Origin of the sequence: Paenibacillus sp. 1_12, assembly GCF_900114475.1 — a bacterium.
Taxonomy (GTDB): Bacteria; Bacillota; Bacilli; order Paenibacillales; family NBRC-103111; genus Paenibacillus_S.
The window spans coordinates 225,940-247,472 of the sequence record NZ_FOTE01000006.1; the positions used below are offsets into that span (position 1 = coordinate 225,940).

The following is a 21,533-nucleotide window of genomic DNA, read 5'->3' on the forward strand; positions in this document are numbered from 1 at the left end:
AGTGGCTTAGCTGGCTTTGGCCGGCTGGGCTGCTACTGTTTTGGGTGGAAGTGTGCTCAAATATTTCATCGCATCCTCAAGCGTACCTACAGGAATAACCTTCATATGCGAGTGAATTTCCTCAGCCCTCTTCACCGCATCCGAATAGTTAGGAATATTGCCGGTTGCTGCAGATACACTATCTTTGGGAGCAAAAAAGATATCAGCACCGGCCTTATCAGCGGCAATAATTTTATGCTGAATGCCCCCGATCACACCCACTGCTCCCTTTTCGTCGATGGTTCCGGTTCCCGCAATGGTATAGCCCTTCGTAATATCCTCCGGCAGCAGCCGGTTAATAATTTCCATAGAGAACATAAATCCCGCAGAAGGCCCGCCGATTTCCCCGGCTTTTATCGTAACCTGCTTGGATTCATCCTCTGTCTTGATGGTTTGCACCGTTGCAGGAACAACCCCGAGCCCTGCACGTCGCTCCTCGGGCTTGTCCACAGAAGCTCCCTCATCAGCAGGAAGCGCTGCTAACTTGATTTGGGCCACTCTTGTGATTTGTTTACGTTTGTAGGAGACCGAAACGGTGTCACCGGCCTTCTTACTTTGCAGCAGCTTTTGAAGCTCCTGACTTTTTTCAATAGGCGTGTCATCCACTTTCACTATATAGTCCCCAGCTTTAAGTACCTCATTTGCCGGATAATTCTTGAATACCTGCACAATGACTACGCCATCATTCACAATTTTATAAGGAATACCGAGCTTATGGTAAGCAGCTTGCAAAGCACTGGACTGCGAAGACTGCATATTGACCTCCTGCCGCTGCGAATACTCCTGCTCTGTCTCATCTTTGAGGAACAGCTCTGTCTTCATACGCAGCTCATCATAAGGCCGAACAAACGTCATCAAATAACTGAAAATCGTCGCGTCCGTTACACGTACTGTCGTAAGCATAAATACACCCTTATCCGGCTCGCCTGAATCCTTCACTTGAACCATAGGATGAATAACCTCGGCAGTTCCGGCAGAGAAAATAAACATCGGCAGTGGCATTAAGTACACAACGTAAATAATAACAAAAGCAATAAATACAGATACAACAATTCTTGACGTACGCTTTCTAACGTCTTGCATATTGGATCCCCCTTGGGCCGAGTGTGCTTGCTTGAATCGTCAGCTCTTATATCCGCAGATATATAGGTTTGACCTGCTTGGTCTAAACCATAAGGACAAAGCGTAAACATGTACCATCCTGTGTTCCGGAGTGAGGCCGATGTTTACCGCGAAACGCTTGACAACTCTATTGCTGGGATGTCTGGCATTGCTATTGGTTCTTTGTATGATTGTGTTTCCTGATCGCATATTTCAAGCTTCCCTGCAAGGCTTATCGATCTGGTGGAAGCTTGTATTTCCTGCGTTGCTTCCTTTTCTAATAATAACGGAAATTCTCCGTGGCTTGGGCTTTTTGCATGCGATCGGCACCCTGCTTGAGCCGCTACTCCGTTACCTGTTTCGCCTGCCAGGAGCAGGTGGATGGCCCCTCTCAATTGGACTTACCGCAGGTGCCCCCTCTGCAGCTATTGCTATTGGAGAGTTAAGACAGAATAAGCTTGTAACCAGAGGAGAAGCTGAACGTCTGCTTTCCTTAAGTCATGTTGCAAGCCCCATGATGCTAATAACTGTAATTGGTGTAGGTTTTTTGAACAATGCCAAAATAGGAATGGCTTTAGCTCTCCTGCATTATGGCGCTGTGATGATTATGGGACTGCTAGAGCGTTTCAAATCACCACACGCAGTTGAAGAGGAGAGCGCCATTGCCTCAAATCGTCTTTCTAACGGCTCATCTGCCCTTTCAGCATCCAGTACATTTCATAAAAGTATAACCGCATTAAGATCAGCTCATGACAACGATGGACGAACTTTTGGCAAACTGCTCGGTGATTCGGTAGCTCATTCCATTCAGCAGCTGATGGTCATTGGCGGCGTTATGATTATATTCTCCGTACTTTCACAGGTTATAGCAATCAGCTCGATTACAGACTATGTCGCAATGGCGCTCTCCAATATTGAATGGCTTAGGTTACCTGAAACAAAAATGCTATTAAACGCCATAATGTCAGGTGTATTCGAAATCCATTTGGGTGCATTTGCAATGGGTCAGAACAACCTGTTATCTGATAATTGGCAGTATGCCATCCTGAGTGCAATACTTGGGTGGGGTGGGTTATCCGCACACGCTCAGGTTAAAAGCTTTACTTTATCGACAGATATTCGTTATTCCGTATTTCTGCGTTCTCGTTTGCTGCATGCCATCATTTCCTTTGTTCTAACAGCTGTACTCTGGAATTCGCTTAATCAATGGTTATCAGGATTGGCATCCCCCGTATTTTTATCGCATCCCTTGCTTCATTCAGGACAAACAGGTGCAAGGGCAACTGTTGGAGGTCAAGCCTTTGATGTATGGATACTTATGAGTCCGATAATGATGTGGCTAGGTATTGTAATGCTTTTACTTCTGCTGTTCTCTGTCATTATCGCATTTTTTGCCCAGTCGTTTGGACGCAGCGCTCCGAACAGCAAGCGTTAGCATCTTAGCTCATTGCCTTTTCAAACTTTGCTTGCATTGCCTTATCCACTACATCCGGCACCAAATCGACTACAGGGCCATGAAAACGTGCTATTTCTTTGACAATGCTTGAGCTTAAGTATGAATATTTGGGCGTTGATGTCATGAAAAAGGTTTCAATGTTTTCGTCCAGCTTTTGGTTCGTTGATGCCATCTGCAGTTCATATTCAAAATCAGACACTGCACGAAGACCACGTACGATGAGATGTGCATTTTTTTTCTTCATATAGTTAACAAGAAGGTCACGAAAGCTGTCTATCTCCACATTGGGCAAATCACTAGTGACCTTCCTCAATAGTTCTACACGCTCTTCAACAGTAAACAAAGGATTTTTACTTGAATTGTTCAGCACGGCCACTACCAACTTGTCAAAAACCTTGGCGGAACGACGAATAATATCCAAATGTCCGTTCGTCACCGGATCAAAGCTGCCTGGATAAACCGCAATCTTGACTCCAAAATGTTCAATGCTCATTATGTTGTTGCCCCCTCTGAATTAGCCGTGTCGGCGTCATTTCTAAAAATAGTTACCGCCGTGTCGCCATACTCAGCGCGTCGAACCCATTGCAACCGTCCTATTGTATCCTGATAAGTATCCTCAATATCATGTTCAACGACGATCGTAGCTAGTGGATTAAGCAAATTTTGCTGATCCAGCTGTTCAAGCAGCTCTTGGGCTAGCTTGATCCGGTAAGGCGGATCCACAAAAACAAGATCAAATCTTGCTTCACGCTTGGTTAATGCCTTCAATGCCCGTCGAGCATCTGTACAGTAAATACCTGCCTGCTCCATAAAGCCGGTAACCTGCAAATTTTGTTTTATGATGTCGATACTTTTTTTATCAATATCGGTGAGGACAGCATGATCCATTCCTCGGCTGAGCGCCTCAATGCTTAAACCGCCCGTCCCTGCGAATAAATCGAGCACCTGCCCCCCTTCAAAATAAGGACCAATCATGCTAAAAATCGCCTCCTTGACCTTATCAGTCGTTGGACGCGTCCCTGTACCGGGCACAGATTTCAACTGTCTGCCCTTTGCACTGCCTGAAATAACTCTCATGTAAATCCACCTTCTGCTCAATAGTGATCCTATCGTACCATAAACGGAAACTTTTGCACAAAATTTTGTTCCTATATGTATATTTATCTAAGCATCTGTAAATACTTGGATTATCGGCATCCGAAATGTCGTAGACAACCGCGGAGAAGACTTACGTTCCCCATAAGCTCTTCATCCGGTTTCTCCTCTCCCATTGTTTAGGACCCTGCGAAGGGTCCTAAATTTTTGTCATAGAAATTTAAACAATCCCTGCTGTGTCTCTGTGCTATTGATCAGTACAAAAAGGTTGTGCTAACAATAACTAGAAGGATAAACAATACAAGAATAGCACCTGTAGAAGTGAATCTCCGATGTCCAATAGCTTCACTCAACGTAAACTCCCCCTTTCCATGAATCTCATTTACATATGAAACATAATCATGATATGTATTAAATGACTTTAAAGATTGGGCTTAATCTATAGTGAACGAATCACACGTTTATTTCTTTACGAATTCTAAATTTTAATGGAATAGGGTATTATCATTTAGGTTAGCACTTGCATATAAATATAATGTGTCCCCTTATGGTCGCATCAAATTTATTGGAGGTGTACCATGAAAACAAGAAATTCATTGACTGCATTGTTCGGTTTTTGGTTTATGATCTCTCCATGGGTTCTTGGTTTATCTAATCATTCTGTAATTGTTTGGACAAGTGCTCTTTTCGGAATGCTACAGCTATGCGCTTCCCTGTTAGCTCTTAAGAAATCAAAATTCAACGTATTGGAAAACTGGTTCACACTGCTCACCGGTTTATGGTTCGCCATTTTTTCAATAAATTTTTCATTAAGCTTTAGCCAGACTTGGAGTGTAGGAATTCTTGGGCTGTTAACCGTGGCACTCGTATTGTGGAACATGGATACTACTTTATAAACCATTTTGCAATCGCTTTCATTAGTTTGATCATTAAACCTAGAGAGTATACATCTCCCTAGGTTTTTCGTTTTTGTGTCACTATCGTTTCAGCTCTTTCCTCTACCCTTTTCTTATATTCGGTGCTTGCTCTTAATCTAAAATGGATTTTCAAGTACAAATAATAAGGACTGTATGTTATTCTGATGGAAGTTAATCCAAAGGAGCCACTCAAATAATATGACTTTTGATAGATTGACCTCCATATCATTGTGTATCGTTGTACTTTTCGTTATAGTTGGCATCATCCTAATGGTTGTAAAGCGTCATCGGAATAATCAGAATCCGTTCTCATCATCTGCCAAAGCTTCATCCCGAAAGCATCATCGGAAGGATTCAACTGAAAAATCTTTAACAAGCCAATATCAAAGCTGCTCCTACTGCAAACGTAAGGTGAATCCGAAGGAGCTTTCTTTTTATTCCGGTCATGAGAAGGTAGTTGGCGTATGCAAAACCTGCAAACCCCATGCAGAGCGTCAATCCTTACTTAGACTATAAATATTGCGTGCACGGATTGGTGCGGATAAATATGAACGGAAGGGCAACTTTATTGTTGCATCAAGCAGATTAATTAACATCACAGAGGAGCGAGAACAAATGAGCTTTATGCTGGATAAAATGGAAAACAAGATCGAGTTTTTTGAAGCTTACGATCTGCAAACGCTGGAAAGAAAAATTGCTGAACAGATTGATAATAATAAAGCCCTATTGCTGAGTGTTTACTCGATTAGTCATAACATCGTCTTCAACCCGCTTCAAAATAGAATGCTTTACAGTGCTGTCGTTCATTTTAAAGCCTTGTGATAATTCTAGATAAAACGCACAATAACAGAATATTCTGATTATTCAATATGAAATTATGCTATACTAAGTATGTAAGCCAATACTCGCAGATGGGGTGATTCATGTGCTATTTACTAAAATCCTTGTTGCGTTTGATGGTTCCAATCTCTCTAAAAAAGCACTCGAAAAAGCAGTAAGTCTGGTTCAAGAGGAAAACCATATTTCTCAGGTTCGGCAATTAGACATCATTCATGTTTACCATTACCCTTCAGTTGCCAGCACCCCTTACTTTGTGGACACAAGTGCAAGCACTTACATTATTGAACAGGGAAAAACAATTATAGAAGAGGCCAAGGCCTATGTGCCCTCCACGCTTTCTGTCAAATATGTGCTTCTCCAAGGAGCACCTGCTGCAACAATTCTTCAATATGCCGAAGAAAAACATCACGACCTGATTATCACTGGCAGCCGTGGCTTGGGACCCATAAGAGAATTCTTTCTCGGCAGCGTAAGTCATCATATTGTACAAAATGCAAAGGTTCCTGTGTTAATTGTTAAATAAAATGGAAAGCACGTACTCTCATTTTGGGAGTACGTGCTTTTTAGTATCAAAACTATGTTTACCTATTATTTTGCAAGGGACGAATCTCGCAGTTGGGAAAGAGCCTTCAAAAAATTATAAAAAGCTGTGGCAGCTTGTGCTCGGGTAACCTTTTCATACGGAGAGAAAGTTTCACCATTCAACGTAACAATGTCCAGGGCACTGACGATCGCAATAGCTCCTTGGTTAGGCAGCTCATTCACATCTGTTGCTTTCGTATTAAACAAGCCTTTAACCTTGGACAGATTACTATAACCAAGCGCTTTGACAATTAAATCGGCTACTTCAGAGCGTGTTAATGCAGCATTGGGATCATATATGCCGGATGCCCGGTCAATCAGGTTATAATCTATTGCATTCTCGACGTAAGGGAAATATTTAGAGTCCTTCGTAACGTCAGAGAAGCTAGCCGAACGATCGGCATAATCAGCGGCCAACGGAGAATAACCGCTGTTCAAAGTGATAATGAGCATTTTCAGCCATTCACCACGAAAGATCAATGCATCCGGCTGCACCTTGTTGTCTACTAATTCCAGTGCTTCATAATCGAGCATAAGTCTTAACGCTTCTTCAGCCGCATTCCCTTTCAGATCAACAGGATCGGTAATTCGCGGATGTACAATTTGGTTGGTTTCGTTATTTTTCCACTCGCCCGTTACAGCATCCAGATAAGTCGAATCGCGGAAATGAATGACAGGCTTCAAGCTATATACGAGCTTCGTTTCCTCCAGCTCCACAGGTAGCGCAAGTTCCTTCTGGTACAAATTGTAATTTTCTTTGTCAACAACAATATATTGCTGCTCCACCTTAAATTGAGACATCCATATATCTCTTGCTCTCTCAGAAGAAATAACTTTGGGCGGCTCAGCTGGATAATACGAGGTCAACAAGCTGCTGTTGAATTCCTGAATTTCTCCTGTTTGTCGATCAAAGCTGATCGTAACGTAATCATTCGGAATATCCACTCCCTTGATATTTCGATGGAAGTAATAATCAAAAGCTTGCATTTGTTGGTGCTCATCCTGAGAATACTCGCCAAGTTGAGGTTCCAGATACAGTTCATGTGCATAATCTGGCAGCAGCTTCTTGACTGTCTCCAGCGCTTTCATTTTTTGTTGCTCATAGCTTGGTGAACCTGGTTGGGAAGTAACCTTTGAATCCGAATCATGAAATGTATATCTGGAATAACCAAGAATAGAGCCTGTACTACTGTCCACGGTCGCAAAAATCGTAGAATCATCTCGTTTATTATCCGAGGCAACTGACCAACTTAAATCCCACTCAAATGAAGTTACACCTGTAACCGGATCGGTATTTTCCTGATAGTCAGTTTCTTGCAGTTTAGCGCTTGCCGGAAGTGGGATCAACGAAGATACCCGACTTGCTGCCTGCTCCTTGGTTAGCTTCAGAGCTTTAGACGAACCATTTATAATTGGTTTTTCGCTGACCTGAAGCGGTTTGGGCAGCTTCTCTTTCTTCATCCCTGATGGCAGCAGCACTTCGCCCGTCTCGGCATCCAGTATGAACACATCCGTCTCATAAGCAATCGCAGGAGTAGCATTACCGTTTGGAGTATCGGGAACTATATATTGCAGACGAGGTTCTGCCTGCTTAATAAATTGCTCGGTAGCTTGCCCTACGGAGATCGGATTATGTGGTGTCTGGAAAGTAAGCTTCTCATCCCACTGCAGCATGTAAGAAGTAATTTTCCCTTCACCATTCACAGTTATCACAACATAATTTTGTGGAAATACGACTCCGTTCACTACTCTCACATAACAAAGTGGATATTCCACGTTGCCATCAAGCGGTCGACGAAAGCTTTTCTCATAATCCTCATCATATTTGAGCTGGCTGATTTCTTGTGGATTCATCTTCGTTATGTAATTAAAAGCTGTTTGCTTGGCATGCTCCAGATCTATTTTTGGTGGGAACGCAAGTACCTTATCAGGGTCCACTTCGTTGATATAGTAAGAGAGCAACTTGCCTGTATCCGAATCTATCGTTACGCTGATGTCTCCATAGCTTTTGTGATCCTCCTTTGCAAAGAAAATCACCCAGGAGCCGCCGCTGTTGCTTGATGTGTACAAATGACTCTGATAGTCTACACCCTGGAGCTTGTAGCCACTAGAGATCGTTACATATTGTTTGGCCAGGTCGATGGCTCGGTCACGCTTTATTTGGGTATCGAGTGGTGCATCATCGTCCTCATACTCTAATTCAAGCTGTTCAGCTTCCTTATCAGCCAATATTTGTGCTTGATGACTTGTAGGTACATTAGCTCCATTCAAAGGTTGTGCCGACGCAGGCGCAACGGAACCTAAGAGCAGCAAGCTCGCGATACTGGCAATTCCGATTGTTTTCATAAGATTCCTGACTCCTCTTCACTTGTGGCTGTAGTTGACGCTTTCTAATTAGTACGTTAACTAACGGAAAAGGTTGCATATTTTTCCCAAAACAAAGGAGCCTTATTCCTCTTATTGGATAAGACTCCTGCATAACCATCCAATTGGATCAATGGATCAACTTATATTCCAGTAGCTGCTGCTGTTTCTACGCTGTGGGAAACATACCCGTCGCAATAGCAATTCGATTCCATCCATTGATCGTATTGATTGCCATAATCAAATTAACGAACTGGACTTCATCAAAATGCTCTCGAACCTTTTCATACACTTCCTGTGAAACTCCTTCTTTGGATATAAGAGTTACAGCTTCCGTTAATGCCAGAACAGCCCGTTCTGCTTCCGTGTAGAAAGGAGCTTCACGCCAGGCACTAAGCAAATAGAGGCGCTGCTCTGTCTCCCCCATCGCACGTGCATCAATAGTATGCATATTGAGGCAAAAGGCACAACCATTAATTTGCGAAGCGCGGATTTTGATCAACTCATAAAGCTTTTTATCCAGACCGCTGCTTTGGATGAATCCTTCCATTTTCAACATGGCTTGCAGGGCCTGCGGTTGGACTTCACTATGATTTAATCGGGTTTTCACAAAAATCTCTCCTTTGGAATCACACTTATTGGTCTTACACTAATATGACCAATATGGGGATGATTTTGTGACCAAACTCGAAAATAATTGTTATTTACTCTATAAGATGAACTAAACATCATGACAGCAAAGGAGGCGCTGCGAAAGCAGACCCCTCTTCCAATCGCTGTAGCAGCCAGATTCTTTCGATTCTTAGACCCATAGGGGTAAGAATCTGTCTGCAAAGGCGAACACTTCGTTTCTCCAGGAGGGTCCGCTTTCTCCGCTCGGGCTGTGTGCTTCTTTGGTTCATCTTATATAGATCTAACGACAGTGCTTAAGCTTTTCCGGATTTGAAATCATATAAATCGTTCGGATAGCAGATAGATTATCCGTCATTTCAAAACAAACCGACCATTTGAGCTGCCCCTGTTGCATAAGCAAAATCCCTGCCTCTCCATTAATTTGTACTTGACGGTATTCACCTTCAAGCGCGCCTTTAATGAATATACCTTCCCAAAAGGATTGAATACGATCACTTCCGTAAATGGGGTTAAGCGCTGCTCGTACCTTGCCGCCTCCATCGGTTAGAAGCGTGCTGTCTTCGATCAGCAGATCGATAAAAGCTCCGAAGCTTCCGGTTCTTGAAGCCTGGATAAATGTTTGCACGAATGCTTGCATCTGTTCACCATTTGTTGGAGCAATTTCCACTGCTTTATCCCGATCAAGTTTCTGCTTCAAGCGACTCATCACCTTACGGCAGCTTACCTCGCTTTTACCCAGCATCTCAGATAAATCCTTGTAATCAAATTCAAGAACTTCCCTCAGCACGTACACCGCCCGCTCCATAGGAGACAACTTTTGGAGCAGCACAAGTAATGCATAAGTAACCTTTTCCTCCATGACGATTCTGTCCTCTGGACCATGCTCTATCATCTGGATATCCGGTTCCGGCAGCCATGGACCTGGATATAACTCTCTTTGCTTACGGGAGGAATTCAACAGGTTCAAACAACGGTTGGTCGTGATCTTAGCCAAATACGCCTTTAAATGATGCACATTCTCTAGACTTGTCTGCTGGAGTGAAACAAACACATCCTGAACGATATCCTCAGCATCTGAAATTGATCCCAACATTCGGTAAGCTATTGATAACAGCAGCGGCTTATAAGTTGTATACATTTGCTCAAATTTCACGATTACGGTTCTCCCATATTGATAGATTTGTTGTCGTCTAGATATGATGCGTTTCTGAGTGGCTTCAGGATCAGTTGCATATTGATGTGCAATATACTCTACTCTTCCCTTGTAGCTGTAAACGGATTTCCATTTACATCGAATGAATAATAAGCTATAGTTATATTCATAATACGATAATGCACGACCCGGAGGAGCCTGCCACTGCAGGCTTCTTTTTGTCTTTTTTGGAGTTCTGTGTGGGCTGTGGCAGGTGAACGGAGTCAGAATCGCACTATTTCAAGGAGGACATCATGGACAATCAAGCGTTATTAGCAATCGGAATATTTTTAATTAGTTATGCACTTATCACCTCGGAAAAGATTCATCGTACACTTGCCGCTATACTGGGCGGTATTGTGATGATCATGTTGGGAGTTGTTAATCAGGAAACAGCTCTGCACCACATTGATTTCAACACATTGGGTTTGCTTATCGGTATGATGATTATGGTATCGATAACTTCTGAAACCGGTCTTTTTAAATATTTGGCTATTTGGGCCGCCAAGAAAGGAAAAGGCGAACCCGTGACCATCCTGATTTATTTAGCTCTGATCACGGCTTTTGGATCGGCATTGTTGGATAATGTGACCACCGTACTGCTAATGGTCCCTATTGCCTTCAGTATAACTCGCCAATTGAGAGTAAATCCTCTACCTTATTTAATTGTCATCATTATCACTTCCAATATCGGGGGCACCATGACTATGATCGGTGACCCACCCAATATTATGATTGGAAGTGCTGTAAAGGAACTTACTTTTATGGCATTTATCAATAATCTGTCTCTGATTTCGATATTGATTTTGATCATAACCTTAGTCATCTTTGTGCTCATATACCGCAAACAAATACAAACTACCCCAGACTTGAAGGCCGGGATCATGCTTATGGATGAAAAAAGTGAAATCACCGATCCCAAGTTGCTCAAAAAATGCTTAAGTATGCTTGCACTAACGATTGGCGGTTTTTTTATTCATCAGATTATACATGTAGAATCTGCCACTGTCGCATTAACGGGAGCATTTCTTCTATTGCTCTTAACAGGCGAGCATTATCTCGAAAAATCCTTGAGCAGGGTTGAATGGACCACCGTCTTCTTTTTTATCGGACTGTTTGTCATTGTCTCCGGCCTCGTTGAGACTGGAGTCATTTCAAGCTTGGCCAAGCAGGCGGTTCAACTCACGGGAGGAAATGAAGTAGCGACTGCTATGTTGATTTTATGGCTAAGTGCTATTGCTTCAGCTTTTGTCGATAACATTCCTTTTGTGGCAACGATGATCCCTTTGATTCAGGATATGGGCAATATGGGTGTAACTAATTTGAACAGCTTGTGGTGGAGTCTTGCCTTGGGCGCTTGCTTGGGAGGAAACGGTTCATTAGTTGGCGCTAGCGCTAACTTGATCGTTGCTGGAATGGCTGCCAAGGAAGGCCGTCCGATAACCTTTATAGCCTTCCTGAAGATCGGATTTCCATTGATGATTCTTTCGATTGTTATATCCAGTGTGTATATTTATTTACGCTATCTTATCTAATGAGCCCAGCTACACAACAACAAATGAGCGGATTGCCCTTTGTGGAGGACAACCCGCTCTTTTTTTAAAAACCAACCGTTACCGTATCTGTTCCACTATCACTTAGTCCGGCCCCATTATCGAATCCTGAATTACTATGTACCATGTTGGACTGGCAACGTGCGGAGCCAATCTTAACAGCAGATGTTGAACATTGAAACAAGCTATTACCGGTCACTACATTTTGTTTGGCAATTGAAGCATTGCCTTCACCAGTTGTATCTATCAGGATACCCAACTCGACTCGACGCACTTCGTTGGCCATCAACGAATTAACAGTACCATTGAGTACAGCTATGCCACGCACGCTGGTATCGATTTTATTACCGGTAATTACATTTCCGTACGGCCTATCATCTCCGGCGTTGTCTACTGCTTCCAATTGGATACCTGCAAATGTCGAACGTGTGACGGAATTATTAACGATGTGATTATAGCTGCAAGCATCCTTAAGTCTGATTCCATAGGTACAGCTTGTCTCCTTGTCAATCAAGCCAAAGGCAGTGACTGTATTGCCCTTTATCACATTATACATGCAGACGGAAAGCTTGGACGAAAGTGTAATGGCTCCCTCAAGGCAAGCTTCCATCACATTGCCCGCAACCAAGGAGTACGAACAGCCAGCAGTGAGTTGAATGCAGGATCTGGACATGCTTTTAAAATGATTTCCTTGAATGCTGTGATTCGCTCCGCCTTCTGCCGTTACCCCGTATCCCTCATAAACGCTAGTACCAGCTAAAATAGAGATAAACGAACAATCCTGAACAGTGACATGCTCGGAACGAACCAGGTGCACGCCATTGGCTATTCCTTTAAATAAACATTTGCTGATACGAATAAACGAAGACTCAAGAATATGAATACCCCGCTCTACCAAAGTAGTTACAGAGCTCGTAACACTGCCAATTCCTTCAAAAGTCAATCCTTCAACAGAAGCTTGTTTCACTTGTGAAGAGCACGTTACCATCTGCATATTAACCAAACCGGCTTTAAGAATCGATGCTTCCACCCCTGCTCCAAGCAGATGTACCTTGGAACGCAAAAACAAACCTGTTTTGATCATATATTTACCCGCAGGCAAATAGACCGTTCCTCCTGTTATAGCCGCTGCGTTGATGGCAGCCTGAATGAACGGGCTATCGTCTTGATCATTGCGATCATTCCCCTGCGCGCCAAAGTCTTTAACGTTATACCACCATGTATTCGTATTCACAACAGGGACCGTAACGGCCGCCTGAGCTTCACCCGTGAATCCGGCTCCTGTAGCCAGCAGTACACCAGCAGCGCTTAAACTTGCCAACAGTTTCCTGCGGGTTATCGGTTTATTCGTGTGTTTGTCCGTATTTGTAGGTTCCAATGGCAGCAATGAAGGTTCCTCCCCCTGAGCAATCTACCCAAATTATAACTTGGGAGCATCACTCTGGCAACCCATCTGCGTATTTCCCTTTTACCTTCCAGCCCGCAAGAGGATGCCCTGTTAACGGAACATACTCCATAACTTAATTAAGTGAAAGGTGCTATTGGGGTCAATCTTTTGAGCAATCACAAAGCTGATCATATTCTCAGTTTGCTTATCAGTCAGCTTCTCGCCAAGCACCTTAGACAGCATACCAACAAACCGCCTTACCTTGGTGCGATCCTGCAGATCATATTTGGTTACTCCTTGCAGCATCATTTTGATTCGTTCCTTGGTGTCGGGATTTTTCATTTTCAGCTTCACACGTTCTACAAAAGCCGGCTCAAACCCATATTTTTGATAGCTCATTCCTGCTAACACCTCCGACCGAGAAAATAGAACCCATAGTAAGTCTATGTCGGAGTCATCGATTATGTGCTTTTTAAAAAAATTACGCCTCAGTCCAGCATCTCGCTATCAAATATTTGTTCTCGCCGCAAAAATTCCCGCAGCACGCTGTAAGCTGCACCTGTCCAAAAATCCGGGCGTTTTACAAGCTGGGCTGCATCGTCACGGGCCTGCTCCATCGTCTCAAAGTCAGCGACCATATCTGCAAGCCGAAAATCTGGCAAGCCGCTCTGCTTCGTACCAAAAAAATCTCCTGGCCCACGAAGCTCAAGATCGCGGCGGGCGATTTCAAATCCATCATTCGTATCGGTCATAGCTTTCATCCGCTGCTTCCCGATCTCATTCTTGGGATCAGCGATGAGTACGCAGTAAGACTGGTGCTCACCACGTCCGACACGACCACGCAGCTGATGCAGCTGAGAGAGTCCAAATCGATGCGCATCGTACACAATCATCAGAGTCGCATTAGGCACGTCCACACCTACCTCAATAACTGTGGTCGACACAAGCACTTGAAGTCGATTGGCGCTGAACTCTCGCATGACGCCATCCTTCTCCGCTGCGGTCATGCGACCATGCAATAAACCTACCTGATAATCAGGAAAAGCAAACTGCAGCTGTGCATGAACATCAATGGCATTCTGCACATCCAGCTTTTCGGATTCCTCAATTAATGGACAAATGATATAGGCTTGTCTTCCTTCTGATACCTCACGACGAATGAAACCGAGCACCCTCTCCAGCATCTCATGAGTAACTGAATACGTTTTAATCGGCTTGCGCCCTTTTGGAAGCTCGCGTAGTGTCGATACATCCATATCACCAAATGCGGTAATTGCCAACGTCCGTGGAATGGGAGTGGCTGTCATCGTCAGTACATCGGGATTCATGCCCTTGCGTCGCAATATGCTCCGTTGGTTGACGCCAAACCGATGCTGCTCATCCGTGACTACGAGACCCAGACTGCGGAAATACACATCCTCCTGGATCAATGCATGTGTTCCCACAACAATATCGATCAATCCCATTTGTAAGGACGCCAATAGATCACGTCGTTTCTTGTCCGATACACTACCGGTCAATAGTCCAACCTGAATCCCATAGGGCTCAAATAAACGGTCCAGGGAACGTTTGTGCTGCTCGGCAAGTATTTCTGTAGGAACCATTAGCGCTCCCTGATAGCCAGCCTTGACGACAGCGAACAGCGCTGTTGCGGCGACAACCGTTTTCCCAGCACCAACATCGCCTTGCAGCAGGCGGCTCATACAAAACGACTGCTGTAAATCGTGCAAAATTTCGGCTAACACGTTCTTTTGCGAATCCGTGAGCACAAAGGGCAATGCTCTCACAAACGCGCGTACCTCCGGCAAATCCAGAGGGTGAGCTACTCCATCCGCTCTTTCATGATTCAAGGCTCGGTATGCCTGCATCTTCAGCTGAAACAAAAACAGCTCCTCGTAAACCATCCGTTTACGTGCTTGCAGCCCCTCTTTGACTGAGCCTGGCATATGCAGCAGTGCAACCGCATCCTTACGAGCCATTAGATCATAACGATCGAGCAGCTCCTGAGGCAATACCTCGATCAGAAGGTCACCATACTGCTCCAGTGCCTGCTTGGTCGTCTTGCGCATCCACTTTTGGGTTATTGGTCCTGCAATGGAATAGACAGGCTGCAGTGTGCCCGTTTGCGAGGCTCCTTTTCCCGGAAATTCGGATTCGGATACGGTCAGATGCAGCCTTTTCTGATCCCACTTCCCTGTCAGTACAACCTCGGCTCCCGCTACCAATTGATCCTTCATAAAATGGCGGTTGAACCATACTGCTGTAATAAATAAGGGATCGACGACAATTTTGCAAGTGAGACGGGATTTGATCCGACCATACATCTGCACCTGCGGTACTCCGACGATTGTACCTTGAACCGTTATCCGATCTCCGTCCTTAACCTCTGTAAGATCGCGTAGCGTGTAGTCTTCATATCGAAATGGATAATAGTCGAGAAGATCACCCACTGTAGATATTCCAAGTGCCAATAACTCCTCTGGCTTTTTTCCTCTAACTCCCTGCACCTGTTTAACTGGTATTTCATACACATTCAGCTTCATACTAGACCGGACAGACGAACACAGCTACGGTTCCCGGACCGGTATGTGTCCCGACAACAGGACCAATTTGGGTAGACTGAAGATGGTTAACAACAAAATGCTGCTTCATCATCAAGCTGAACTCTTCCGCTCCTGCTTTACTATGTGCATCTGCAATGCCGATTTGCAAAGGTTGATCCCCAAAATCTCGCTTTAGCAGCTCCACGATTCTTGCCAACGCCTTTTTATGACCGCGAAGCTTGTCTACGGAATGAACCTCACCATCCGCATTCATTGACAAAATAGGCTTAATATTGAGTAGAGAACCGAGCAGCGCCGCGGCTTTTCCTATACGACCACCTTTTTGTAAATACTCCAGCGTATCTACTAGAAAGTAAAGCTTCGTTTCTTTACGCATCTTATCGACAAGCTGTGTAATCTCATCCTTGCTCTTGCCTTCCATGGCCGCCTCTGCTGCTGCAACAACGAGCATGCCAAATCCGTATGAACATAATTTGGAGTCAATCACCATGACATCCGCAGGCACCTCCAGCATGGTTTGGGCTAAGATGGCAGATTGATAGGTCCCGCTTAAGGCCGACGACAAATGTAGAGAGAGAATAGGAGCATCCGATTCCTTTGCCAGACTTTTATAAATTTCGAGAAACTCTACCGGAGACGGTTGTGAGGTTGTCGGCAGTACTGAGGAATCAATCAGCTTCTCAAAAAAAGCCTCAGAGCCCATATCAACCCCATCCTGATACGTGTCTGCCCCAAAATGAACTTTCAATGGGACAACGTGAATGCCAAGTGACTTTTGCAGCTCCTCCGGAATATCCGATGTGCTGTCCGTAACGATGCGAACCTGTCTCAATCGATATCCCCCATTCACTTTCATGTTAATGTAATTATTCTTATTCCGCTGATATGATATAGTAATAAACAGGCTGACCACCATGATGAATTTCTACTTCTACATCACTGTAGGTCTGCTCGACATACTGTACCAACTGTTGGTTTTGCTCTTTATTCGCTTCTTCCCCGGTATAGATCGTAACCACTTCGCCGCCATTAGCAAGCAAGCTGTCAATGAGTGTGCAGCTAGCATGAAGCAAATCCTTATCCGCCGTTATGATCTTGCTATTATGGAGTCCGATGTAATCCCCCTGCTTGATGTCCAGTTCATCTAATACCGTATCACGTACCGCATAAGTAACAGCTCCTGATTCAACTTGATCTGCTGCCTGCTGCATAAGCTTTATATTAAGCTCAGGTTCTTCATCCTGCTGAAAAGCAATCATCGCCGCTATCCCTTGAGGGATCGTGCGCGTAGGAATAACTACAAGTGTTTTCCCTTCAACTAGTTGGGCGGCTTGTTGTGCAGCCAGTACAATATTCGAGTTGTTCGGCAAAATAAATACAGTCTGCGCATCAATCTGGTTTACAGCTTGAACCATATCCTCGGTGCTCGGGTTCATCGACTGTCCACCATGAATAACCTGGTCCGCACCTAGACTTTTGAAAATGCCACTAATGCCTGTCCCCGCTGATATCGTCATGAAACCATAGCTCTTCAGCTTCACAGCTTCCTGTTCCCCTTGAAGTGTGAGCTCAGCCGCAGACATTACTTTGTCCACATGATTGCTGTGCTCAGCCTGTTCCAGCTCCTCCATCAAAATATGTGAATGCTGATCCCGCATATTTTCAATCTTGATTCGGCTCAGTTCACCATACTCCATGGCCTCATTCATCACCGTACCCGGATATTCCGCATGAATATGCACCCTGACCAAGTCATCATCTGCGACGACCAGCAGCGAATCACCGAATGCAGACAGACGTTCACGGAAATCATGCTCCTCAAAATGACGAGCCTTCTCCTTTTGCACATTCAGCGTTACCATGAATTCCGTGCAATAGCCGAATACAATGTCTTCGGTTGCAAGCTTAGCTTGGGCGCTTACTGGCTCGCGATAGCCCAACTGCTTCTCATTATCGTTGGCACGATTTGAAGCTCCTGAGGGCACTGTCAAATGCCTCACATTTCTTGATACATGTCCAACTCCAGTGTACACTGTACCTATCTGCGAATCCGCTAACGCGTGAACAAAGCCATTGTAAATAAACAGCAGTCCCTGCCCTCCGGCATCAACTACCCCAACTTGCTTTAATACAGGCAATTGCTCTGGCGTATAGGCTAATGCTGCACTTGCTTTATCTTGTATAGCATTCATAAGTGTTAGGATATCCGATGGTCGCTTGGCATGCTGTATGCCTTGCTTGGACGCTTCCTTCGCTACTGTAAGAATTGTACCCTCTACAGGCCTCACAACAGCTTTATAGGCCATATCGACACCTAATTGAAAAGCTGCTGCCAACTGCTCGGCGTTAACTGCTTCCATATTAACTACAGACTTGGCAAAACCACGGAATAGCTGTGATAAAATAACACCTGAGTTTCCTCTGGCTCCCATCAACAGCCCCTTTGCCAGCGCTTCTGCCGCTTTACCGATATGGGAGGAAGGGCGTCGGCGAAGCTCTTCAACGCCGGATTGAAAAGTTAGATTCATATTCGTTCCTGTGTCTCCATCAGGTACAGGAAAAACATTCAGCGCATTGACCTGTTCCGCATTTTGACGAAGCTGCTCAGCACCCATTTCGACCATTCGAATAAAATCCGTTCCGTTTATTAGATTTAAGCGCTTACTCAAATTTTCCCCCTCCTTCTGCCACAAGTACCTAACTCAGCACCTGACGGATTACCGTCTTTCAAGCTATTGAGCTACACGTACTCCTTGTACATAGATGTTCACTACGTTTACCTTTAACCCAATAACCTCATTTAATATATACTTTACTTTTCTTTGTACATTTTGGGCGACCACTGATATTTTGGTACCGTAGCCTACAATAATATAGAGATCAATGATCGGTGATTCCAGACCATTGCGATGAACGACAACGCCTCTGCTTGAATTGTCACGTCTAAGTAATTCAGATATTCCATCCTTTAACTGATTACGAGTAGCCATACCCACAAGTCCATAGCATTCCAAAGCAGCCGAACCCGCCAACATGGCGATGACCTCATCTGCTACATATATTTTTCCATATTCCGCATCCAGTTCAATCGTCATCTTCCCAGCTCCTTTGGTTTACGATGTATCCTCGTCTCATTCTACTATAAATACATGAATAAATAAATAAATAAGCCCGTTGTAGCCACAAATTCATCATTGTGACGTTGACGTCTTTAATTGTGCTGTGATATGATATTCAAGTATGTTTTTGAATACTCTTTGCTTATAGAGAGATCGCTTCCGAGGACAAGACTTATGGGTCTTCGAGGCTTTTAAGGAGGTGTAGTACAATGTCCCGCAAATGTTTCATTACTGGCAAAAAACCTGGAACAGGCAACCACGTTTCTCATGCGAACAACAAGGCGAAACGTACTTGGGGTGTTAACGTTCAAAAGGTTCGTATTCTTGTGGACGGTAAACCAAAGCGCGTTTATGTTAGCACTAGAGCTTTGAAATCCGGCAAAATCGCACGTGTGTAGTTTTTAACTTCCACGTACAAAAAGCACCTGCTCTCAGGTGCTTTTTTTAGTGCTCATTCAGTGGCATCAACGGTCTTTATTCGCATTAATGTATCAATTTTTGCTGAATGTATGAAGTACAGCCTTTACAAGACCGCCCAAAAACCTTGGTAGCTTGATTGTATAAAATTTCACTTCTACCCCTCCTTCAGCTCACTCGAATGTTCGTTTTCCTGAGATTGCGTCATTTGACCAGGAACATGGCTCATTATACTCCATTATATTCCGCAGCTTGGAAAATGTGCCTATTCAATTAACCAAGTCCAAAATAAAACAAAAAAAGGCCACAAAAGCCGAAACTTTTGTAACCAGTTTATGAGGCCGAGCGCCGATTTATGACAAAACCACTGTGCTTAACACGTTATTTCTAGCTCTACGCTGGGACATCCCCATATTGAATGTAGCGATAAAAAGCATAACCGACAGCAATAAGAAAATACAGTATTATCGTCAATATGACAAAAGTAATTCGCATCCATCGTTCATCATGCTTTTTGAAAAACTGAATACCCAGATATAGAGCTCCTAAAGAAAATAAATATTTAAGCAAATCCTGAATTTGTGAAAAAAGACTGAGCAGTATCGCGCACAGCAGACTGTATACCACTACCACCAGGAATTTCAAAGACTGTTCACTCCTTGCCTCTAATCAACCTGATCGCTTCTTCGCGATCTGCATGTCCAAATACAGCATTGCCTGCTACAAGAACATTGGCTCCAGCAGCTGCAACTTGACGAGCAGTTTCAGCATTCACACCGCCATCAACTTGAATATGTACATGGTGAAGTCCCCGCTCATTCAGCATTTCACGAAGCTTCGTAATTTTGGGCAGCATCCCATCAATAAATTGTTGACCGCCAAAGCCCGGATTGACCGTCATTAGCAGTACATAATCCAGGCTCTCGTTCATTACATACTCAATGGAAGATAGCGGTGTTGCCGGATTCAGTACGACTCCTGCTTTAACGCCTTGGTCTTTAATAAATTTCAAGGTGCGGTGCAAATGCTTGCAGGCCTCTACGTGAACAGATATATGATCAGCTCCCGCATTTACGAAAGCAGGGATGTACGCATCCGGATTCTCGATCATCAAATGGACATCGAGTGGAAGCTGTGTATGTGGACGGATTGCTTGCACGATAAGAGGACCAATCGTAATGTTAGGGACAAAATGTCCATCCATCACATCCACGTGAATCCAATCTGCCCCACCCTTTTCCACATCGGCAATTTCAGCTCCCAATTTGGAAAAGTCTGCGGATAATATCGATGGTGCGATGATCAGCATATTAGTATCTCCTTTTTCTCTCTTTAATTTCCCCTAAAAAATGAAGGTAATGTTTGTAACGCGAAGGTGCAATATGTCCTTCTTTGGTAGCTTCAATTACTTTGCACTCTGGCTCATGCAGATGCAAACAACCTCGAAACTTGCAATGAGCAGCGTATGACCGAAATTCCTTGAAGCTGTCGCTCAGATCCTCAGCTTCCTTCACCTGCAAGAAATCAAGTGAACTAAAACCCGGTGTATCTGCTACCAGCCCTCCATTGTGCAGCCGTATCAACTCCACATGTCGCGTGGTATGCTTACCTCTGCCAAGTTTCATGCTGATCTGATTCGTTTCCAATTGAAGGCCTGGTACCATAGCGTTCAGCAAAGAGGATTTGCCAACACCTGATTGGCCAGCAAACACGCTGATATGGCCTGCCAAGCGATCCAGAACGGTTTCAATACCTATACCGAGCTTAGCACTTGTCACCACGACTTGATAGCCTATCGCTTCGTACATGCGAACGACCTCTTGCATCGTTTGAGGAATATCCTTTTCTTCCAGCAGGTTTATTGCGCTTTCTTCTTCCAAAGAAACGACGGGGCAAGGGACCTCTTCAATCAAGTCCTGCTTTGTTAAGCAAATGATCGTATGAAGCCCAGAGCTTTCAGTGTGCACGAGGAATTTGTCCAGTAATTGCAAATTCAAAGCGGGCTCCTGTACAGCGAATACAAGAACGGCCAGTTCAACATTAGCAATAGGTGGACGAACAAGCTCCGAGATACGAGGCAAAATCTCATCTACGGTGCCTTCTCCATTTTCGGTCAGCTCGTACTTCACACGGTCCCCTACAAGAGGGGACTCACCGCGTTTTTTGAAAATTCCACGGGCGCGACACTGAATCGAAATCATGTTGTGCTCGTCTTCAGGAAGAACATAATAAAAACCACTTAGTGCCTTGATAATTAAGCCGGATGGCATCTAT

24 protein-coding genes are annotated in these 21,533 nt (G+C 44.2%); 7 read left to right on the plus strand and 17 right to left on the minus strand.

What is annotated here, in order from left to right:
* Nucleotides 1-6: 6 nt before the first annotated feature.
* The gene (locus BM210_RS15725; RefSeq protein WP_091169897.1) at nt 7-1,122 is read right to left on the minus strand and encodes a SepM family pheromone-processing serine protease; all 1,116 of its coding nucleotides are present in this window, start codon (nt 1,120-1,122) and stop codon (nt 7-9) included.
* 139 nt (nt 1,123-1,261) lie between these two features.
* Between BM210_RS15725 and BM210_RS15730 the strand changes: the two genes are divergently transcribed.
* Nucleotides 1,262-2,575 carry a nucleoside recognition domain-containing protein gene (locus BM210_RS15730; RefSeq protein ID WP_091169900.1) on the plus strand — a complete coding sequence of 438 codons (1,314 nt, stop codon included), beginning with the start codon at nt 1,262-1,264 and terminating at the stop codon, nt 2,573-2,575.
* A gap of 4 nt (nt 2,576-2,579) precedes the next feature.
* On the opposite strand, the gene coaD is transcribed toward BM210_RS15730, so the two are convergent.
* From coaD to BM210_RS35705, 3 genes are all read right to left on the minus strand, one after another.
* Entirely contained in the window at nt 2,580-3,089 is a 510-nt protein-coding gene (gene coaD, locus BM210_RS15735) for a pantetheine-phosphate adenylyltransferase (RefSeq protein ID WP_091169903.1), read from the minus strand.
* Entirely contained in the window at nt 3,089-3,673 is a 585-nt protein-coding gene (gene rsmD / locus BM210_RS15740; protein ID WP_091169905.1) for a 16S rRNA (guanine(966)-N(2))-methyltransferase RsmD, read from the minus strand. Before rsmD ends, coaD begins: the two co-directional genes overlap by 1 nt.
* A 272-nt stretch (nt 3,674-3,945) precedes the next feature.
* On the minus strand, nt 3,946-4,044 hold the full coding sequence (locus tag BM210_RS35705; RefSeq protein WP_143101055.1) for a YjcZ family sporulation protein: 99 nt from the start codon (nt 4,042-4,044) through the stop codon (nt 3,946-3,948).
* 225 nt (nt 4,045-4,269) lie between these two features.
* Here BM210_RS35705 and BM210_RS15745 point away from each other — a divergent pair, with 225 nt between their 5' ends.
* From BM210_RS15745 to BM210_RS15755, 4 genes are all read left to right on the plus strand, one after another.
* On the plus strand, nt 4,270-4,587 hold the full coding sequence (locus BM210_RS15745) for an SPW repeat domain-containing protein (RefSeq protein ID WP_091169910.1): 318 nt from the start codon (nt 4,270-4,272) through the stop codon (nt 4,585-4,587).
* A gap of 219 nt (nt 4,588-4,806) precedes the next feature.
* Nucleotides 4,807-5,124 (plus strand): hypothetical protein, encoded by a 318-nt coding sequence (locus tag BM210_RS34325; protein ID WP_143101056.1) that lies wholly within the window; start codon nt 4,807-4,809, stop codon nt 5,122-5,124.
* Between the two features lie 99 nt (nt 5,125-5,223).
* Nucleotides 5,224-5,430: a YrzA family protein gene (locus tag BM210_RS15750; RefSeq protein WP_091169912.1), complete on the plus strand. Its 207-nt coding sequence runs from the start codon at nt 5,224-5,226 to the stop codon at nt 5,428-5,430.
* A 103-nt stretch (nt 5,431-5,533) separates the two neighbouring features.
* Complete coding sequence (locus tag BM210_RS15755) at nt 5,534-5,971, plus strand: universal stress protein (protein WP_091169914.1); 438 nt, start codon at nt 5,534-5,536, stop codon at nt 5,969-5,971.
* A gap of 65 nt (nt 5,972-6,036) precedes the next feature.
* Here the strand turns inward: BM210_RS15755 and BM210_RS15760 are convergent, their stop codons facing one another.
* From BM210_RS15760 to BM210_RS15770, 3 genes are all read right to left on the minus strand, one after another.
* A complete protein-coding gene (locus BM210_RS15760; RefSeq protein ID WP_091169917.1) occupies nt 6,037-8,376 on the minus strand; it encodes an S-layer homology domain-containing protein in 2,340 nt (779 codons plus the stop codon).
* Nucleotides 8,377-8,563: 187 nt separating this feature from the next.
* Complete coding sequence (locus BM210_RS15765) at nt 8,564-9,004, minus strand: carboxymuconolactone decarboxylase family protein (RefSeq protein ID WP_091169919.1); 441 nt, start codon at nt 9,002-9,004, stop codon at nt 8,564-8,566.
* 303 nt (nt 9,005-9,307) lie between these two features.
* A complete protein-coding gene (locus BM210_RS15770; RefSeq protein WP_091169922.1) occupies nt 9,308-10,180 on the minus strand; it encodes a sigma-70 family RNA polymerase sigma factor in 873 nt (290 codons plus the stop codon).
* A gap of 293 nt (nt 10,181-10,473) precedes the next feature.
* Here BM210_RS15770 and BM210_RS15775 point away from each other — a divergent pair, with 293 nt between their 5' ends.
* Nucleotides 10,474-11,754 carry an ArsB/NhaD family transporter gene (locus tag BM210_RS15775; RefSeq protein WP_091169924.1) on the plus strand — a complete coding sequence of 427 codons (1,281 nt, stop codon included), beginning with the start codon at nt 10,474-10,476 and terminating at the stop codon, nt 11,752-11,754.
* A gap of 64 nt (nt 11,755-11,818) precedes the next feature.
* Here the strand turns inward: BM210_RS15775 and BM210_RS15780 are convergent, their stop codons facing one another.
* The 6 genes from BM210_RS15780 to BM210_RS15805 form a co-directional block, all read right to left on the minus strand.
* Nucleotides 11,819-13,159, minus strand: coding sequence for a glycosyl hydrolase family 28-related protein (locus tag BM210_RS15780; protein WP_177237835.1), 1,341 nt, complete (start codon nt 13,157-13,159; stop codon nt 11,819-11,821).
* A gap of 111 nt (nt 13,160-13,270) precedes the next feature.
* Nucleotides 13,271-13,558, minus strand: a complete 288-nt coding sequence (locus tag BM210_RS15785) for a stage VI sporulation protein F (protein ID WP_091169929.1) — start codon at nt 13,556-13,558, stop codon at nt 13,271-13,273.
* 89 nt (nt 13,559-13,647) lie between these two features.
* Nucleotides 13,648-15,702 carry an ATP-dependent DNA helicase RecG gene (recG, locus tag BM210_RS15790; RefSeq protein WP_091169931.1) on the minus strand — a complete coding sequence of 685 codons (2,055 nt, stop codon included), beginning with the start codon at nt 15,700-15,702 and terminating at the stop codon, nt 13,648-13,650.
* A gap of 1 nt (nt 15,703) precedes the next feature.
* Nucleotides 15,704-16,555 (minus strand): DegV family protein, encoded by an 852-nt coding sequence (locus BM210_RS15795; RefSeq protein WP_091169933.1) that lies wholly within the window; start codon nt 16,553-16,555, stop codon nt 15,704-15,706.
* Between the two features lie 40 nt (nt 16,556-16,595).
* On the minus strand, nt 16,596-18,392 hold the full coding sequence (locus tag BM210_RS15800; RefSeq protein WP_256223655.1) for a DAK2 domain-containing protein: 1,797 nt from the start codon (nt 18,390-18,392) through the stop codon (nt 16,596-16,598).
* Nucleotides 18,393-18,455: 63 nt separating this feature from the next.
* Nucleotides 18,456-18,818, minus strand: coding sequence for an Asp23/Gls24 family envelope stress response protein (locus BM210_RS15805; RefSeq protein WP_091169935.1), 363 nt, complete (start codon nt 18,816-18,818; stop codon nt 18,456-18,458).
* Nucleotides 18,819-19,051: 233 nt separating this feature from the next.
* Between BM210_RS15805 and rpmB the strand changes: the two genes are divergently transcribed.
* Entirely contained in the window at nt 19,052-19,240 is a 189-nt protein-coding gene (gene rpmB / locus BM210_RS15810) for a 50S ribosomal protein L28 (protein ID WP_076232610.1), read from the plus strand.
* Nucleotides 19,241-19,333: 93 nt separating this feature from the next.
* Here the strand turns inward: rpmB and spoVM are convergent, their stop codons facing one another.
* From spoVM to rsgA, 4 genes are all read right to left on the minus strand, one after another.
* Entirely contained in the window at nt 19,334-19,414 is an 81-nt protein-coding gene (spoVM, locus tag BM210_RS15815; protein ID WP_076232607.1) for a stage V sporulation protein SpoVM, read from the minus strand.
* Nucleotides 19,415-19,652: 238 nt separating this feature from the next.
* On the minus strand, nt 19,653-19,904 hold the full coding sequence (locus BM210_RS15820) for a hypothetical protein (protein WP_091169938.1): 252 nt from the start codon (nt 19,902-19,904) through the stop codon (nt 19,653-19,655).
* A gap of 7 nt (nt 19,905-19,911) precedes the next feature.
* On the minus strand, nt 19,912-20,568 hold the full coding sequence (gene rpe / locus BM210_RS15825; protein WP_091169939.1) for a ribulose-phosphate 3-epimerase: 657 nt from the start codon (nt 20,566-20,568) through the stop codon (nt 19,912-19,914).
* A 1-nt stretch (nt 20,569) separates the two neighbouring features.
* On the minus strand, nt 20,570-21,529 hold the full coding sequence (rsgA, locus tag BM210_RS15830; RefSeq protein WP_091169942.1) for a ribosome small subunit-dependent GTPase A: 960 nt from the start codon (nt 21,527-21,529) through the stop codon (nt 20,570-20,572).
* Nucleotides 21,530-21,533: the final 4 nt, after the last annotated feature.

Excerpts from the sequence above, each read along its gene's own strand:
- BM210_RS34325 (WP_143101056.1), top strand. The coding sequence starts at position 4,807 with ATGACTTTTGATAGATTGACCTCCATATCATTGTGTATCGTTGTACTT.
- rpmB (WP_076232610.1), top strand. The coding sequence starts at position 19,052 with ATGTCCCGCAAATGTTTCATTACTGGCAAAAAACCTGGAACAGGCAAC.
- BM210_RS15805 (WP_091169935.1), bottom strand. The coding sequence starts at position 18,818 with ATGACGATTGAACTGGATGCGGAATATGGAAAAATATATGTAGCAGAT.
- rsgA (WP_091169942.1), bottom strand. The coding sequence starts at position 21,529 with ATGCCATCCGGCTTAATTATCAAGGCACTAAGTGGTTTTTATTATGTT.
- recG (WP_091169931.1), bottom strand. The coding sequence starts at position 15,702 with ATGAAGCTGAATGTGTATGAAATACCAGTTAAACAGGTGCAGGGAGTT.
- BM210_RS15745 (WP_091169910.1), top strand. The coding sequence starts at position 4,270 with ATGAAAACAAGAAATTCATTGACTGCATTGTTCGGTTTTTGGTTTATG.
- rpe (WP_091169939.1), bottom strand. The coding sequence starts at position 20,568 with ATGCTGATCATCGCACCATCGATATTATCCGCAGACTTTTCCAAATTG.
- coaD (WP_091169903.1), bottom strand. The coding sequence starts at position 3,089 with ATGAGCATTGAACATTTTGGAGTCAAGATTGCGGTTTATCCAGGCAGC.
- BM210_RS15730 (WP_091169900.1), top strand. The coding sequence starts at position 1,262 with ATGTTTACCGCGAAACGCTTGACAACTCTATTGCTGGGATGTCTGGCA.
- BM210_RS15775 (WP_091169924.1), top strand. The coding sequence starts at position 10,474 with ATGGACAATCAAGCGTTATTAGCAATCGGAATATTTTTAATTAGTTAT.
- BM210_RS15725 (WP_091169897.1), bottom strand. The coding sequence starts at position 1,122 with ATGCAAGACGTTAGAAAGCGTACGTCAAGAATTGTTGTATCTGTATTT.
- BM210_RS15750 (WP_091169912.1), top strand. The coding sequence starts at position 5,224 with ATGAGCTTTATGCTGGATAAAATGGAAAACAAGATCGAGTTTTTTGAA.
- rsmD (WP_091169905.1), bottom strand. The coding sequence starts at position 3,673 with ATGAGAGTTATTTCAGGCAGTGCAAAGGGCAGACAGTTGAAATCTGTG.
- BM210_RS15785 (WP_091169929.1), bottom strand. The coding sequence starts at position 13,558 with ATGAGCTATCAAAAATATGGGTTTGAGCCGGCTTTTGTAGAACGTGTG.
- BM210_RS15760 (WP_091169917.1), bottom strand. The coding sequence starts at position 8,376 with ATGAAAACAATCGGAATTGCCAGTATCGCGAGCTTGCTGCTCTTAGGT.